Origin of the sequence: Bacilliculturomica massiliensis (genome assembly GCF_900605495.1) — a bacterium.
Classification (GTDB): domain Bacteria; phylum Bacillota; class Clostridia; order Peptostreptococcales; family Anaerovoracaceae; genus Bacilliculturomica; species Bacilliculturomica massiliensis.
Genome location: NZ_LR027603.1, coordinates 1,916,920 through 1,932,368, shown reverse-complemented (window position 1 = coordinate 1,932,368; position 15,449 = coordinate 1,916,920). Strand labels below are relative to the sequence as shown.

Annotated in this window: 14 protein-coding genes; all 14 read left to right on the top strand. The window is 57.2% G+C overall.

The genetic code is table 11. From position 1 onward, the window contains the following. Positions 1-10: 10 nt before the first annotated feature. On the top strand, positions 11-1,582 hold the full coding sequence (locus tag E0E37_RS17860; protein WP_130864326.1) for a UDP-N-acetylmuramoyl-L-alanyl-D-glutamate--2,6-diaminopimelate ligase: 1,572 nt from the start codon (positions 11-13) through the stop codon (positions 1,580-1,582). After that, entirely contained in the window at positions 1,518-2,951 is a 1,434-nt protein-coding gene (locus tag E0E37_RS17855) for a UDP-N-acetylmuramoyl-tripeptide--D-alanyl-D-alanine ligase (RefSeq protein ID WP_130864325.1), read from the top strand. Before E0E37_RS17860 ends, E0E37_RS17855 begins: the two co-directional genes overlap by 65 nt. Further along, positions 2,952-3,935 carry a phospho-N-acetylmuramoyl-pentapeptide-transferase gene (mraY, locus tag E0E37_RS17850; RefSeq protein WP_130864324.1) on the top strand — a complete coding sequence of 328 codons (984 nt, stop codon included), beginning with the start codon at positions 2,952-2,954 and terminating at the stop codon, positions 3,933-3,935. Positions 3,936-4,018: 83 nt separating this feature from the next. Continuing rightward, positions 4,019-5,377 carry a UDP-N-acetylmuramoyl-L-alanine--D-glutamate ligase gene (murD, locus tag E0E37_RS17845; protein ID WP_130864323.1) on the top strand — a complete coding sequence of 453 codons (1,359 nt, stop codon included), beginning with the start codon at positions 4,019-4,021 and terminating at the stop codon, positions 5,375-5,377. 88 nt (positions 5,378-5,465) lie between these two features. Beyond that, complete coding sequence (gene ftsW, locus E0E37_RS17840; RefSeq protein WP_130864322.1) at positions 5,466-6,593, top strand: putative lipid II flippase FtsW; 1,128 nt, start codon at positions 5,466-5,468, stop codon at positions 6,591-6,593. A gap of 128 nt (positions 6,594-6,721) precedes the next feature. After that, the gene (gene murG, locus E0E37_RS17835; protein ID WP_165445438.1) at positions 6,722-7,834 is read left to right on the top strand and encodes an undecaprenyldiphospho-muramoylpentapeptide beta-N-acetylglucosaminyltransferase; all 1,113 of its coding nucleotides are present in this window, start codon (positions 6,722-6,724) and stop codon (positions 7,832-7,834) included. A gap of 125 nt (positions 7,835-7,959) precedes the next feature. Then, positions 7,960-9,246, top strand: a complete 1,287-nt coding sequence (gene murA / locus E0E37_RS17830; RefSeq protein ID WP_130864320.1) for a UDP-N-acetylglucosamine 1-carboxyvinyltransferase — start codon at positions 7,960-7,962, stop codon at positions 9,244-9,246. Between the two features lie 2 nt (positions 9,247-9,248). Continuing rightward, the gene (locus tag E0E37_RS17825) at positions 9,249-10,013 is read left to right on the top strand and encodes a cell division protein FtsQ/DivIB (protein WP_130864319.1); all 765 of its coding nucleotides are present in this window, start codon (positions 9,249-9,251) and stop codon (positions 10,011-10,013) included. 107 nt (positions 10,014-10,120) lie between these two features. Beyond that, positions 10,121-10,882 carry a DUF881 domain-containing protein gene (locus E0E37_RS17820; RefSeq protein ID WP_130864318.1) on the top strand — a complete coding sequence of 254 codons (762 nt, stop codon included), beginning with the start codon at positions 10,121-10,123 and terminating at the stop codon, positions 10,880-10,882. A gap of 3 nt (positions 10,883-10,885) precedes the next feature. Beyond that, positions 10,886-11,620, top strand: a complete 735-nt coding sequence (locus tag E0E37_RS17815) for a DUF881 domain-containing protein (RefSeq protein ID WP_130864317.1) — start codon at positions 10,886-10,888, stop codon at positions 11,618-11,620. Then, a complete protein-coding gene (locus E0E37_RS17810) occupies positions 11,620-12,000 on the top strand; it encodes a small basic family protein (protein WP_130864316.1) in 381 nt (126 codons plus the stop codon). The genes E0E37_RS17815 and E0E37_RS17810 overlap by 1 nt, the downstream gene beginning before the upstream one ends. Before the next feature lie 61 nt (positions 12,001-12,061). Then, on the top strand, positions 12,062-13,228 hold the full coding sequence (ftsZ, locus tag E0E37_RS17805; RefSeq protein ID WP_130864315.1) for a cell division protein FtsZ: 1,167 nt from the start codon (positions 12,062-12,064) through the stop codon (positions 13,226-13,228). Between the two features lie 279 nt (positions 13,229-13,507). Then, positions 13,508-14,416 (top strand): TrmH family RNA methyltransferase, encoded by a 909-nt coding sequence (locus E0E37_RS17800; RefSeq protein ID WP_130864314.1) that lies wholly within the window; start codon positions 13,508-13,510, stop codon positions 14,414-14,416. A gap of 3 nt (positions 14,417-14,419) precedes the next feature. Then, on the top strand, positions 14,420-15,442 hold the full coding sequence (gene pheS / locus E0E37_RS17795; protein ID WP_130864313.1) for a phenylalanine--tRNA ligase subunit alpha: 1,023 nt from the start codon (positions 14,420-14,422) through the stop codon (positions 15,440-15,442). The last annotated feature ends 7 nt before the right edge of the window (positions 15,443-15,449 follow it).

Genomic DNA, 15,449 nt, shown 5'->3' with positions numbered 1-15,449 from the left:
AAGTACCCGTATGAAGCTATCAGTACTGCTTCACGAAACGGGGATAAAGTGTCCGGAGGACATCAGAGATACGGCAGAAAAAACGGAGATCACAGGCATTGCCTTTGATTCCAGAAAAGTTGAGGAAGGGAATCTGTTCGTCTGTCTGACAGGCGAACATACCAACGGCCATATCTACGCGGCGGACGCGGCGTGGAAAGGCGCGGCGGCGGTGCTGACGGAGGAAGATATCGGAGGGAGGCCCTTCCCGGTGATCCGGGTGGAGAGCACCCGGGCGGTGCTGGCCAGAGTGGCCAAGGCTTTTTACGGCAACCCGGCAGGGGACATGAGGATCCTGGGGGTGACGGGCACCAACGGCAAGACCACCGTCACCTATATGCTGCAGCGGATCTTTACTCAGGAGGGACGCGACTGCGGCGTCATCGGCACCATCGGCTATCACGTGGGTGCCGGGAGCAAAGATCGGGACGCAGGGCGCACCACGCCGGAATCCTTTGAGATATGGGATCTTCTCAGCGCCATGCACAAAAATGGATTGACAGACTGCGCCATGGAGGTATCCTCTCACGGCCTGGCCCTGGGCCGGGTGGAAGGGATCGAATTCGACGGGGCTGTTTTCACCAACCTGACAGGAGACCACATGGACTTTCACAAGACCATGGAGGACTACTATCAGGCCAAGAAGAAACTGTTTTACATGACCCGGGGGGTGAGCGTGGTCAATCTGGACGACGGGTACGGAGCCAGGCTCTGCCGGGAACTGCGGGAGGATGGGAAGGAAGTGTACAGCTGTTCGCTTTCCGATCCCGACGCGGATTTTTACGGGAAGACCGGCTGCATGACAGAGCGGGGAAGCACGGTGGAACTGTACCGCAGAACGGGAGACGCCGCGCGGGGAGCGGAAAACTCGCTCCTCTGCGAACTGAGACTTTCGGTGCCGGGCCTGTTCAACGTGTACAACGCCGTGGAGGCCGCGGCCTGCGGAGTGCTGCTGGGAATACCTCCGGAGGACGTGGCGGCGGCGCTGGCGGATTTCGGCGGCGCTCCGGGGCGGTTTGAACTGGTGCCAAACGACAGGGATATGACGGTCATCGTGGATTACGCTCACACGCCGGACGCGCTGGAAAACGTTCTCCGCACCGCCAGGAGCTTTACAAAGGGCCGGCTGATCACCGTGTTTGGCTGCGGAGGAGACCGGGACAGAAGCAAGCGGCCCGTCATGGGCAGGATCGCGGGAACGCTGGCAGATCTCAGCATCATCACCAGCGATAACCCCAGAACGGAGTCTCAGGAAGTCATCTCCGCGGAGATCGAGGCGGGGATGAAAGAGACGGGCGGCCGCTACGAAGTGATCGAGGGGAGAAAAGAGGCCATAGAGAGAGCCTTAAAACGATACGAACCGGGAGATGTGATCGTCATTGCCGGAAAGGGCCATGAGACGTACCAGCTTATCGGGGGTTCAAAAAATTATTTCAGCGACCGGGACACGGTCCGCAGGGCGCTGAAGGAGGTAAAGGATGAAAGCACTTACAATCAGACAAATTGCGCAGGGAGCAAAGGGGAGCCTTGCCAGAGGCAATGAGAACGATCTGGTGAAGAAGATCGTCATCGATTCGAGGAATGCACAGCAGGGCGATCTGTTCGTGGCCATCAGGGGAGCAAAGCAGGACGGCCACCGGTTTGCCAAAAATGCGGCGGAAGCGGGATGCCGGTCCTTTCTGCTCTCCGACGACGCTGTGATCGCAGAACTCTCCGACAGCTGCCGGGAGGCCAACATCATCAGGGTGGAAGATACCACCAAGGGGCTTCAGGAACTGGCCCGTTATTACCTGGGACTCTTTCAGATCAAAAAGCTGGCGGTCACCGGCAGTACGGGAAAAACTACCACGAAGGAAATGCTCTATGCGATCCTTTCGTCGAAGTACCGGGCTGTGCGCAATCTGGGGAATTTCAACAATGAGATCGGTATGCCGCTGACGGCTTTTACGGTGGAGGAAGACACGGAGGCCGCGGTCTTTGAGATGGGCATGAGCAGCTTCGGGGAGATCAGTGTTCTGGCGGATATCGTCAGGCCCGAGATCGCCGTCATCACCAACATCGGAACGTCCCACATCGAATACCTGAAGACCAGAGAAAACATTCTGAAAGCGAAGATGGAGATCACAGACTTTATGTCAGAAGACGACTGCCTCATCATAAACTCTGACAACGATCTTTTAACAACAAAATCTGTTTCAGCATGTATGCAGGAGAAGTATCGGGAGAATTATAAGTACGGAGGCAATTTCGATATCATCACGGCGGGCGAAAACAGCGGCGCGGACTGCCGGCTCTCGGAGCGAAAAGATCTGGGCGACGGGGGCATCTCTTTCCGGCTGACCTACAAAGGGCAGACGCAGGATTTTCACCTGCCCCTTCTGGGAAATCACAACGGTTTTAACGCCATGCTTGCCGTGGCGGCGGGCGTGGAGTGCGGCGTTTCCCTTGAGGAAGCGGCGAAAGCTCTGGAAAAAATGGAACCCGAATCCAGACGGCTGCAGATCGAAGAGTGCAGCGGGATCAAACTGATCGACGACACGTACAACGCCAGCCCGGACTCCATGATGGCCGCCATCGACGTTCTCATGTCGGTGGAGGGACGCAGAAAAGTGGCGATCCTTGCCGATATTTTGGAGATGGGCGACACGGCGGAAGAATATCACAGGTCGGTGGGGGAATATGCTTCCCAAAAGAAAGTAGATGTGGTAATATCTATAGGGCAAAATGCCAAATACATAGCGGAGGGGGCCAGAGCCGCTTCCGCCGGCGCCGCCAGAGTGATCTGGCACGATACGAAAGAGCCGCTTCTCGCAGCCATATCCCAGATCATAAAACCGGGGGACGTGGTGTTGGTGAAGGGTTCCAACAGCATGCGGATGACTGAGGTGGCGGGCGCGATAAGGAGCTTATAAATGAACGACACACAGATAATGACAGGGGAATATTTTCCGCTGGCGGTGAAGCTATTGGTATCCTTCATCATCACGGCGGCGGCAGTGCCGATCTTTATACCGGTGCTGAGGAGGATCAAAGCGGGGCAGAGCATCCGGGAAGAGGGACCGAAATCCCATATGGTCAAATCGGGTACGCCCACCATGGGCGGACTGGCCATGATCGTGGCCGTTCTGATCACCTGTTTTACCTCCGGCCGCATGAATACGGATCTCTGGATCCTGCTGGGCGCTTTCGTGGGATTCGGCGCTATCGGATTCATCGACGATTTCGTCAAAGTTGCCATGAAGCGGAACCTGGGCCTGACAGCGGTGCAGAAGCTGATCCTGCAGATCGCCATCGCCTGCGGGGTGGCCTTCTACCAGTGCCGGGTCTCCGTCTACGGCACCACCATATTCGTCCCTGTCATCGATCAGCACTGGGATTTCGGATGGTTCTACGTTCCATTCGTGGCCTTTGTCATCGTGGCGATGGCCAACAGCGTCAACCTGACCGACGGTCTGGACGGTCTGGCTTCCGGGGTGACGGCTATCGTGGCCCTGTTTCTGGCCATCGTGGGGACCGCCTTTCATTTTACTGCGCCCACGGCGTTCTGCGCCAGTATTGCCGGCGCGTGTATGGGATTTCTTCTGTACAATAAATATCCCGCGAAGATCTTTATGGGGGACACGGGATCCATGGCCCTGGGCGGCGGCATCGCCGCGGCGGCTATTTTAATGAACATCGAGCTGATCATTCCCATTGCCGGGGGAGTCTACGTGGCAGAGGCTCTTTCCGTCATCATTCAGGTGGTGAGCTACAAGACGAGGAACGGCAAGCGGGTATTCCGCATGGCGCCGCTGCACCACCACTTCGAGCTGGGCGGCTGGAAGGAGACGAAGGTCGTGCTGGTATTCTGGCTGGTCACGCTGGCCCTGTGCGTGCTCAGCCTGCTGATCATATAATAAGATGAAACGTTTCGGGTGAGGAAGCGGATCAACGGACGTCGTCCCGCTACAATGATATGACGCAGAAAGAAGGGAAAAAGATGGAACAGGATAAGAAATATTTAGTCGTCGGAATGGGAAAATCCGGAGTGGCTGCGGCGGAAGTGCTGACGGCGCGGGGGGCGGACGTGAGCGTGTACGACAAACAGCCGGAGGAAAAAATGGATCCGCAGCTGCTGAATTATCTGAAGATCAAGGGGATCAGGGGCTTTTTCGCCCAGGATCCGGAGGAGATCGACAGTTTTGACTGCCTTATCATGAGCCCGGGAGCGCCGCTCTCCATCCCCTTTGTACAGGCGGCGAAGGAGGCGGGCGCGGAGATCATCGGAGAGCTGGAACTGGCCTGGAGACTGGGAAAAGGCAAGTACGTGGCCATAACGGGAACCAACGGAAAGACCACCACCACCACGCTGGTGGGAGAGATCTTCCGCAATGCCCGGCGAAGGACGGAAGTGGCGGGCAATATCGGCGTGGCCGTGGTAAAGCGGGCCGTGGAAGCTGACGAAGACACCTGGATGGTGACGGAGACCAGCAGCTTTCAGCTGGAGACCATCGATACCTTTCATCCCATCGTATCCGCTCTGCTCAATGTGACGCCGGATCATCTGGACCGCCACGGAAATCTGGAAAACTATGCGGCCGCCAAGGCCCGGATCTTTGAGAATCAATGTCCGGAGGACTATTTTGTGGTCAATTACGACGACGAGACGAGCTGGAAGCTCACCTCCGGCTGCAGAGCCAGAGTGGTGCCGTTCAGCAGAAAAGCGGAGCTGCCGCTGGGGGCCTTCGTCAGGGACGAACGGATCGTCATTCTGGACGAGGAAGCGGAGTTGTCCGACATCTGCGGCGTCTCCGAACTGATCATACCCGGCGCGCACAATCTGGAAAACGCGCTGGCCGCCGCTGCCATCAGCTATTTTTCCGGCGTGGAACCGGAAGTGATCGGAAAGACGCTGCGGGAGTTTCAGGGGGTGGAGCACCGGCTGGAATTTGCCGGGGAAGTAAACGGCGTCCGCTATGTAAACGATTCAAAGGGGACCAACCCCGACGCGGCGATCAAAGCGCTGGAGGCCATGAAGACCGGCGTGGTGCTCATCGCCGGCGGGTACGATAAGAAGGCGTCTTTTGAGGGATATATCAGGGCGTTTGACGGCAAGGTGCGCTATCTTCTGCTGCTGGGGGATACGGCGGAGAAGATCGCAGAGACGGCCCGCTTCATGGATTTTACGGATATCGTAATGTGCCGGGATATGGAAGAATGCGTGCGGAAGGGATCGGAGCTGGCAAGACCCGGCGATACGGTCCTGCTCTCGCCGGCCTGCGCCAGCTGGGATATGTACGACAGCTACGAACAAAGGGGACGGCATTTCAAGGACTGTGTTAGAAGACTGGAACGGTAGGTCTCTTCGGGGGGCGGAGGCGTCGGACTCAGGGGAACAGCGGAGGGCCCGGACCGCCGGAGCAAAATAACAGGTATGGGAGAACGGGATGGCAAAGACGAAAAGACTGACAAGTAAATTGAAAACGGGGGACTTTCTGCTGACTTTCATCGTCATGGGACTGGTGGTCTTCGGTATCATTATGGTATTTTCAGCCAGCTACTATGTTTCCATCAGTCAGAAGGGAACGCCATATTACTGGCTTCGGCAGGATATCATGTGGGCTGTGCTGGGCACCTGCGCCTTTATATTCTGCTCGCTTTTCGATTACAAATGGTACAAAAAGCTGGCGGCGCCGGCCATGGCCGTCAGCGTGGTCCTGCTGATCCTGGTGCTGATCCCCGGCATCAGCAAGAGCGCCAAGGGCGCGGCCCGGTGGATCCCCCTGGGACCGGTAACGATCATGCCCGGAGAGATCGCCAAGGTGGCCTGCATCATGTTCGTGGCCTGGTATCTCAGTCGCCGGCCTGATGTGATCAAGTCCTTCAAAGATGGCGTGCTGCCCATGGTGGGACTTCTGGGACTGATCTGCGGGCTGATCATGATGCAGCCCAATCTGTCCACAGCCATCACCATCGCGGGCATTATCGTAGGCATTATGTTTATGGCGGGGCTGAACTGGTTTTATCTGGGGGGCGTGGGCGCCGTGGGCGTGGCCGCCGTGCTGGCAATGATCTACGTGGTGCCGGGAGGGGACTATCGTCTGGCGCGCATGATGAGTTTCCGGGATCCCTTCGCCGACCCTCTGGGCACGGGGTGGCAGGTAGTCCAGTCCCTGCTGGCTCTGGGTTCGGGCGGGCTGTTTGGCGTGGGGCTGGGAAAAAGCATCCAGAAGACGCTGTATCTGCCGGAGCCCCAGAACGATTTCATATTTGCGATCATCGGCGAGGAGCTGGGATTTATCGGCTGTCTGATCCTGATGGCGGTCTATTTGGTCCTGATCTGGCGCTGCTGTCACATCGCATTTAACGCGCCGGATCTGTTCAGCATGCTGCTGGCTTCGGGGATCTCCGTTATGGTGGGCGTGCAGGTGGTGCTGAATATCGCCGTCGTCACGTCCTCGATGCCGCCCACAGGCATCATTCTGCCGCTGGTCAGCTATGGCGGCAACGCCCTGCTTTTGATGATGGCTTCCATGGGCGTCATGATCAATATTTCGCGTCATTCGGCCAACTGACGGCTGATGGGCCGCCTGCGCGCCGCCGATGCGCTGACCTGCTGCCGGCGCGCCGCAGGCGCGCTGTTGATGCGCCGCGCCCGGCGCAGGATATGCGGGCGCTTTTGAGAGAGGAGTCGCGTGCTTTTATGAAGGTAATCATGACCGGAGGCGGCACGGGAGGGCATATCTACCCCGCCGTCGCCATCGCAGACAAGATTAAGAGAAAACATCCCCAGGCGGAGATCCTGTTCGTGGGAACGGAAAAAGGGATGGAAAAGGAACTGGTGCCGAAGAACGGATATCCCATCCGGTTTATCACCGTCAGCGGCATTCACAGAAAACAGATCTGGAAAAATGTGAAAACGGCCATGGACCTGCTGAAAGGAGATCGGGAGGCCCGGGCGATCATAAAAGAATTTCAGCCCGATCTGGTCATCGGCACGGGGGGATATGTCTGCGGTCCGGTGGTGCGGGCGGCGCACAAGATGGGCATACCCACCTATATCCACGAGCAGAACGCCTTCCCCGGCGTGACCAACAAGGTGCTGGAAAAGCATGTGGACAAAGTATTCGTCAGTTTTGCGGAGGCAAAGCAGTACTTCCGGCATCCGGAAAAACTGGTGGTGACGGGCAATCCCATACGCAAGAGCTTTCTGGTGGGCGGCGCTTTCAATTACCGTGAGAAACTGGGCGTGCGGGACCGGGATTTCGTGATCCTGTGTTTCGGCGGCAGCCGGGGGGCCGGCAAGATCAACAGCACCATGAAGGACGTGGTGGCGGCGGTCAACGGCATGGAGGACGTGAAGCTGTTTTTCATCACCGGGCGCATCTACTTTGAGCGGATCAAGAAGGAGCTGGCGGAGAGCGGGGTCGATCTCAGCGGCAATGTGACGCTGATGCCTTACGCGGACAACATGCACGAATACCTGTTTGCGTCGGATCTGGTCATCAGCCGGTCCGGCGCGCTGACCGTCTCCGAGATCACGGCCTGCGGAAAGGCCTGCATCCTCATCCCCTCGCCCAACGTGACGGGAAACCACCAGTACTTCAACGCCAAGGTGGTGGCGGACAAAGGAGGAGCTATTCTCATTGAGGAAAAGGACCTCACCGACGAAAAACTCATCGGTTCCATTATGCGTCTGAAGAACAACAAGGAGATCCTCAACCGCATGGCGAAGGCCAGCGCGGCGGCGGGCAAGCTGGACGCTGTGGATATCATTTACGACAATCTGAGCATACCGGCGTCAGAGAAAGAGTGAGGCGGCGGCAGACCTGAGGGTCCGTCCTTTTTTGACGTCTTTTGTCACGCTTTCGCGGGAATATCATATCATGACAGTATCAGGCATGAGAGAAAGAGATGTTCTTGTGGAGGTGTTGGAATTCATTGGATAGTTATCATATAACCGGCGGGGAGAAGCTGGCCGGAGATCACAGGCTCAAAGGAGCGAAAAACGGCGTTCTTCCCATTCTGGCGGCAACGGTGCTCACCGGAGAGCCGTGCGAGATCTGTTCGTGCCCCAGTCTTTCCGATGTACATACGATGGTCGAAATATTGAGGTCGCTGGGCTGCAGTGTAACCTGGGATGAGGACAACATAAGGGTAGATGCGAAAACAGTGGACCAGTGGGAAATACCCGAACGCCTGATGAAGGGCATGCGGTCTTCTGTTTTTTTAATGGGCCCGCTTCTGGCCCGGTGCGGCCAGGTGGCCATGACTCAGCCGGGAGGCTGCGCCATCGGCGACAGGCCCATCGACATCCACCTTTCCGGACTGAGAATGCTGGGGGCGGAGATCGAGGAAGATCCGCACCGCATCGTCTGCCGGGCCCGCCGGCTGACGGGCGCTACCATTCGTATGGAGTTTCCCAGCGTGGGGGCCACTGAGAATCTCATGATGGCCGCCGCTGCGGCCTGCGGCGAAACACATATCATTCATCCGGCCCGGGAGCCGGAGATCGAGGACCTGCAGAATTTCCTGAACGCCTGCGGCGCTCAGGTGGCTGGGGCGGGAACCGGCGAGATCGTGATCTGCGGGGTGGGAGACCGCCGGGCGGCGGGGCCGGGAAGCGGGACGGCGCCTCTTTCGGGCTGCGTTCACAGGGTGATCCCGGACCGCATCGAGGCGGGGACCTATCTGGCGGCGGCCGCCATCACGGGCGGCGAGATCCGGCTGCTGGATTCGGCGCCCAGTCAGATGGCGCAGACGCTGGCCAGACTGAAGGAAGCGGGCTGCAGAGTTAAGGTGGATAAAACCTCCATATGGCTCACCGCGCCGCGCCGGCTCAGATCCGTGCGGGAGATCAAGACGCTGCCGTATCCGGGCTTCCCCACCGACATGCAGTCCCAGTTTCTTTCTCTGCTGACTTTGGCGGAGGGGGAAAGCAAAATAACGGAAACTATTTTTGAGAACAGATTCAAGCACGTGGACGGCCTTCTGCGCATGGGCGCGGATGTGGCGGTGGACGGCAGGACCGCTCATATTACAGGAGTTGCCGGTCTCCATGGAGCCAGAGTCCAGGCCGAAGACCTGCGAGGCGGGGCGGCGCTGGTCCTGGCGGGGCTGGCCGCGGAGGGTGAAACTGTCGTAGAAAATATTTGCCATATCGACCGTGGATATGATAAATTGGAAGTAGTGCTGAACGATCTCGGCGCTAAAATAGAGAGAATATAACCATGACTGAAGAAGAAAAAGCCTTAAAAAGGAAGAAAAAACGAAAGAAAAAGAAGAGGAAGAAAAAGCATTATCTGCTCAAGTTTTTGCTTTTGATCGCTCTGTGCACAGGGCTCTATTATTTTCTCACTTCAGAAGTGTTTGATATTCAGAGGATCGATGTAAAAAGTATATCCCACTATACGGAAGAGCAGGTGGTGGATCTGTCCGGGATCAAGAAGGGGACCAATCTCTTTGAGACCTCCATGTCAGACGCGAAGGACCGCCTGATGACGGATCCGTACATGAAGGACGTTAAGCTCCAGAGAAAACTGCCGGGGACCGTGGTGATAACCGTTAAGGAACGGGTGGAATACGCGGCGGTTCCATACGGCACGGAATATATCCTCATCGACGACGCGGCGGTCGTGCTTTCCAGAACATCGGAGGAGCCGCGGCTGCCGCTGCTCATGGGTATGACGGTGAAGAGCATGGAGCCGGGAAATACGCTGGAAGTGGAAGAAAACAATGTGCTGGAAGAGACTTTGAAGCTGCTGGCGGCCATGGAAGAGGGAGATCTCTACTTCAAGAAGATCGAGATATCGAACGTGCTGATCAAAGCTTATATCTACGATTATCTGATCTGCGAGGGCAAGCCGGAAAATATTCTGAATGGGATGGACGATATCCGCAAGGTTATTTATAATATGTATGAGAACGGCATCGAGCGGGGAGTGATCAAGGTCAATTCCAGCGATATGTGGGCCTGGAGCCCGCTTATCGAATAGAGCGGACAAGCCGTCAAGGACAGAGAAAACAGCGGAGGAGCGGCGGGAGACGCGCCGTTTCCGCCGTCTGAACAGAAAGGAACAAGAGGAAAACAGGGGGATTAGGGATGAAAAAATTCGGCGGGCTCATTATGATCGGCATACTGGCCCTCATCATCGGTCTGATCATCTCGGTGCAGATCAGCAGCATTCAGGGGTCGGATCAGGGGGGACTGGTTCCCAGCGTAAAGGTAAAGGCCTATGAGCAGGAGCTGCAGAAGCTCCGGGCGCAGAATGAGTCGCAGACGCAGCAGCTGATCGAGCTGGAAGACCGTCTGGAAAACATGATGAACGACAAGGCGGCGGAGGACGAGTCGCTGAAGCAGATCTACGACGAGCGGGAAAAGTACAAGCTGGCCGCGGGGCTGGTGGAGGTAAAGGGACCCGGCATCGTGATCACGCTGGAGGATCCGGAGCCGGAAGATAAGTACAGCGAGACGTACAGTTCGCTGATGTACAATTACGAACTGCTGCTCAGTCTGGTCAACCGGCTGAAAGACGCGGGGGCGGAGGCCATCTCCATCAACGGAGAGCGCATCGTGTCCAGCACGGAGATCAGCCTTGCGGGCGACAATGTGAACATCAACACCCGGCCTACGGCGCCCCCCTATGTGGTGAAGGCCATCGGAGACCCCGACACGCTGGAAGGAACCATCACCATCCGGTTTGGCATTATAGAGAAGATGAAGAGCGACCCCTACAACATCCGCGTGGATATCGCGCGGCGGGACGACGTGGTGATCCCCCGATACAGCGGGACCTACAATTTCCGCTACGCAAAACCCAATGAGGAAAACGCGGAAGGCGCGGACGCGTCTGCGGAGGATTAGGCCGTGAAGAGTTTGAAAAAGGGAACGGCGGCGGTCCTTCTCGTGGCGCTGGCGGCGGGGATCATGCTGTCCACGCAGATGGGGATGCCCACAGGCGAGAAGCTCTACGTCTCGGCGAAAGCGCTGGACGACATGAAGGTCCTCATCGACAGCGAGAAAGAGAGCATACGGCGCACAGAACTGCAGATCGAGGATGCGAAGAAGCAGATCGACGATTTTGAGGCTCTCTCGGCGGACGACAACACGGAAGAGCTCATCGCCAGCGGGAAGGCGGAACTGAATTACTACCGCATGGCCAGCGGCCGCGTGCCGGTGAAGGGCGACGGCGTAAAGATCGTCATCGCGGATTCGGAGCGGGATCTGTTCGAGGGCGAGAATGTCAACGACCTGCTGGTCCACGATATCGACGTGCTGATGATATTGAACGACCTGCTGACCGCAGGGGCGGAGGCAGTCTCCATCAACGGACACCGGGTAGTGGACATGTCGGCCATCACCTGCTCCGGATACACCATCCGCATCAACGGTATCTTTACGGCCAATCCTTTTGTGATCCGGGCCATCGGGGATCCGGGGCGGCTTTACGGGGCCATGATGGCGCCGGGAAGCAACGGTCTGATCCTCAAAGAATTCGTGCGCTTTGAATGCACGGTGGAAGAAGATATTGAGATACCGGCTTATACCGGGCCGCTTTCGTACAAATATATGACGATCACAAAGGAAGGTGAAACAAATTGATGTTTCTTATCATATTGGTCGGACTGGGGATCGGTCTGATCGCCGGCTTCGTGCTGAACATTTCTTATCCCACGGAGTATGCGTTTTACATCACCATGGCCCTGCTTGCGGCGCTGGACTCCCTCATGGGAGCCGCACGGTCGCAGATGGAGGGCAAGTACAACAGCGTAGTCTTTGTGACGGGCTTTGTGACCAACGCCATTCTGGCGGGGGCGCTGACCTACCTTGGAGATCTGCTGGGCGTGCCCATCTACTATGCGGCAATATTTACCTTTGGCGGAAGACTGTTCAATAATCTGGCCGTGATCCGGCATCACCTTCTGGAGCGCTATGTCATGCGAAAAGAGCCGAAAAAAGATGATAATATCGACAAGAAATAGGTGCAGTCAAGGGGCTATTGTGATATAATTAATATTATTTTGGTAACGGGGGGTTACTTTGATGTTACAATTTGAAGTTAGTGAAGAGAAAAATGCACAGATAAAAGTAATTGGTATCGGCGGAGGCGGAAGCAACGCCGTTAATCGTATGATAGAGACAGGCCTGAAGGGCGTCACCTTCATGGCGATCAACACGGACAAGCAGGCTCTGGCAGGTTCCAGGGCGGAGACCAAGATCCAGATCGGAGAGAAACTGACAAAGGGGCTGGGCGCCGGCGCCAACCCGGAGGTGGGACAGAAAGCCGCGGAAGAGAATATCGACGACCTGGAAAAATTTATCGCCGGAGCGGACATGGTGTTCATCACCGCCGGCATGGGCGGCGGAACGGGAACGGGAGCCGCGCCTATCGTGGCCAAGGCGGCGAAGGATCAGGGCATCCTCACCGTGGGCGTGGTCACCAGGCCTTTCAAATTTGAGGGCAAAAAGAGAAGAGAACACGCAGAATTGGGCATCAAGTTCCTGAAAAAATATGTAGACTCCCTCGTGGTAGTACCAAACGACAAGCTGCTGGAGATCGCGGATAAAAACACGACCATGGTCCAGGCGTTCAGCATGGCGGACGAAGTGCTGAAGCAGGGCGTTCAGGGAATCTCGGATCTGATCGCAGAGGCGGGACTCATCAATCTGGACTTCGCCGATGTGAAGACAGTCATGAGCGACCGCGGGATCGCCCACATGGGCGTGGGAAGAGGCGCCGGCGAAGACCGGGTGGCCGCTGCGGTCAAGGACGCCATCGAAAGTCCGCTGCTTGAGACTTCGATCAGCGGGGCCAAGGCGATCCTGCTGAACATCATGGGCGGATACGATCTGGGAATGCTGGAGGTCAACGAGGCCGCCGACCAGATCGAACAGGCTGCGGACAAAGACGCCATCGTCATCTTCGGAGCGTCGGTCAAAGAAGAACTGAAGGACGAGATCATCATCACGGTCATCGCCACGGGTTTTGAGGACAGGCAGACGGATATTCTGATGGCGGGCAGCAAGGAGAGTTCGGACGCCAGAGCGGAGATCAACAGCAAATTCGCCGAGGAGACTCAGACGGAACGTCCGGTCCATGAGCAGGAGCCGGCGGCAGCGGCTGAAGAGGAAGATTCCTTCACAAAGAGGATGACTGAGGCTTTCGAGATACCGACTTTCCTGAAACGAGATAAAATGAGCAACCTCTAAGTCCGGCCGGCAGGGTGAAGAACCCGCGGCGGCCATGAGTCTGGCTCTACACATGTATGGATGAGAAGCCGGTTGTGATACCGGCTTCTTTTGGAGAAAGCGGCGAATCAGGGGCGAAGGCCCGGACTTTGCCGGAGAGAGCAAGGAGAGGGGAAACCGGCAGCCATCCGTGCGGCCGGTTTCAGCCGTTTCAATAAGTCTTCTCCCAGATCGGAACCGGCGTTTGCGGGCGTAAGACCGCAGCGTGTTCCGCGTGAAAAATGGAAAGGAACAATACGCTTGAATTTGCGGGAAATATCATCACCGGACAATTCAAAAGTAAAAAACTTTGCCGCGCTTACCCGAAAAAAACAGCGGGATAAGCAGGGGCGCTACATCATAGAAGGACCGAATCTGCTGATGGAAGCCCTGAAAAACGGAGTGGACCCGGAGCTGGTCCTTTTCAGGAGATCGGCGTTTTCCGGCCGGGAGAGCCGATGCGGGCCCGGAGAGCTGCCTGCGGGGCTGAGGAACACCGGCGAGTACCGCGATCTGCTGGATCTTCTGGAGCGCGGCGGCGCGGAGGGCGGGCCAAAGACCCGGCCGGAGGTGCTGCTTCTGGCGGACGGTCTCTTTGACCGCCTGGGGCAGACGGACACCCCTCAGGGCGTCATGGCCGTGGTGAAAAAACGGACCTGGACGGAGGAAGAACTGTTTGGGCGTTCATCAGCCCCCTGCGGGCGGAGATCCAACGGCAACATTCTGGTCCTCGACCGGCTGCAGGATCCGGGAAACCTGGGGACGGCGCTTCGGACCGCGGACGGAGCCGGCTTTTCAGGAGCGCTGCTCCTGTCCGGCTGCGGAGACATTTACAGTCCCAAGGTGGTGAGAGCATGCGCAGGCACGCTGTTTCGGCTGCCCGTGTACTTCTGCGGCACGCCGGGGCAGGCGCTGGAGCTGCTTCACAGAAATCATAAAAAAGTTTACGCGACCGCTCTGAACGGAAGCCGGCTCTACTATGAGTGCGATCTGAAGAGCGAGCTGGCACTGGTCATCGGAAACGAGGGAAACGGCGTCTGCGCCGAATTCCTTGAGGAGGCGGACGGCCTCCTGTCCATCCCCATGGCGGGGAATCTGGAATCCCTGAATGCGGCGGTGGCCGCCGGCATATTGATGTATGAAACAGTCAGACAAAGAAATGGAGGATAGACAATGCAGAATCAGTTAAAGGCGATAATGGAAGAAGCGCGGGAGCAGCTGTCTGCGGCGAAGGCCGTGGCGGAAGTGGAAGAGATGCGCGTCCGGCTTCTGGGCAAGAAGGGAAGGATCACGGAGATCCTCCGCGGCATGGGCAAGCTCTCGCCGGAAGAGAGAAAGATCATGGGTCAGGCGGCCAACAGCGCCAGAGCAGAGATCGAGCGCCTGCTGGATGAGAAATTCGCTGCCTTCAAGGATATGCAGAGAGCTCTGAAATTTAAAGAAGAAAAAATCGACGTGACGGAGCCGGGCGTCGTTACCCCCCTGGGGACGAAGCACCTGATCTCCATCACCATCGACGAGATATCCCGCGTCTTTATGAGCATGGGCTTTTCCATCTCCGAGGGACCGGAGATCGAGACCGTATTTCACAATTTCGACGCGCTGAACGCGCCGAAAAACCATCCGTCCAGAGACATGTCGGATACGTTTTACATCACGGAGGATGTGCTGCTGCGGACGCAGACGTCTCCGGTGCAGGTGCGCACGCTGATGAAGCAGGATCCGCCCATCAAGGTGATCTCGCCGGGCCGGTGCTTCCGCTGCGATACGCCGGACGCCACCCATTCGCCCATGTTCCATCAGGTCGAAGGACTGGTGGTGGACGAAGGGATCTCCATGGCGGATCTGAAAGGAACGCTGGACGCTTTCGCCAAGCAGCTCTTCGGCTCTAACGCAAAGACCAAGTTCCGCCCTCATCACTTTCCGTTTACGGAGCCGTCCGCAGAGATGGACGTATCCTGTTTCAAGTGCGGCGGCAAGGGATGCAAGGTGTGTAAGGGCAGCGGCTGGATCGAGATCCTGGGCTGCGGCATGGTCCATCCCAACGTACTGTCCGTGGGACACGTGGACACGGAGAAATACACCGGCTTTGCCTTCGGCATGGGTGTAGAGCGGATCGCGATGCTGAAATATGAGGTGGACGATATCCGTCTGCTCTACGAAAACGACGTTCGCTTTATCCAGCAGTTCAAATAGATCAGAG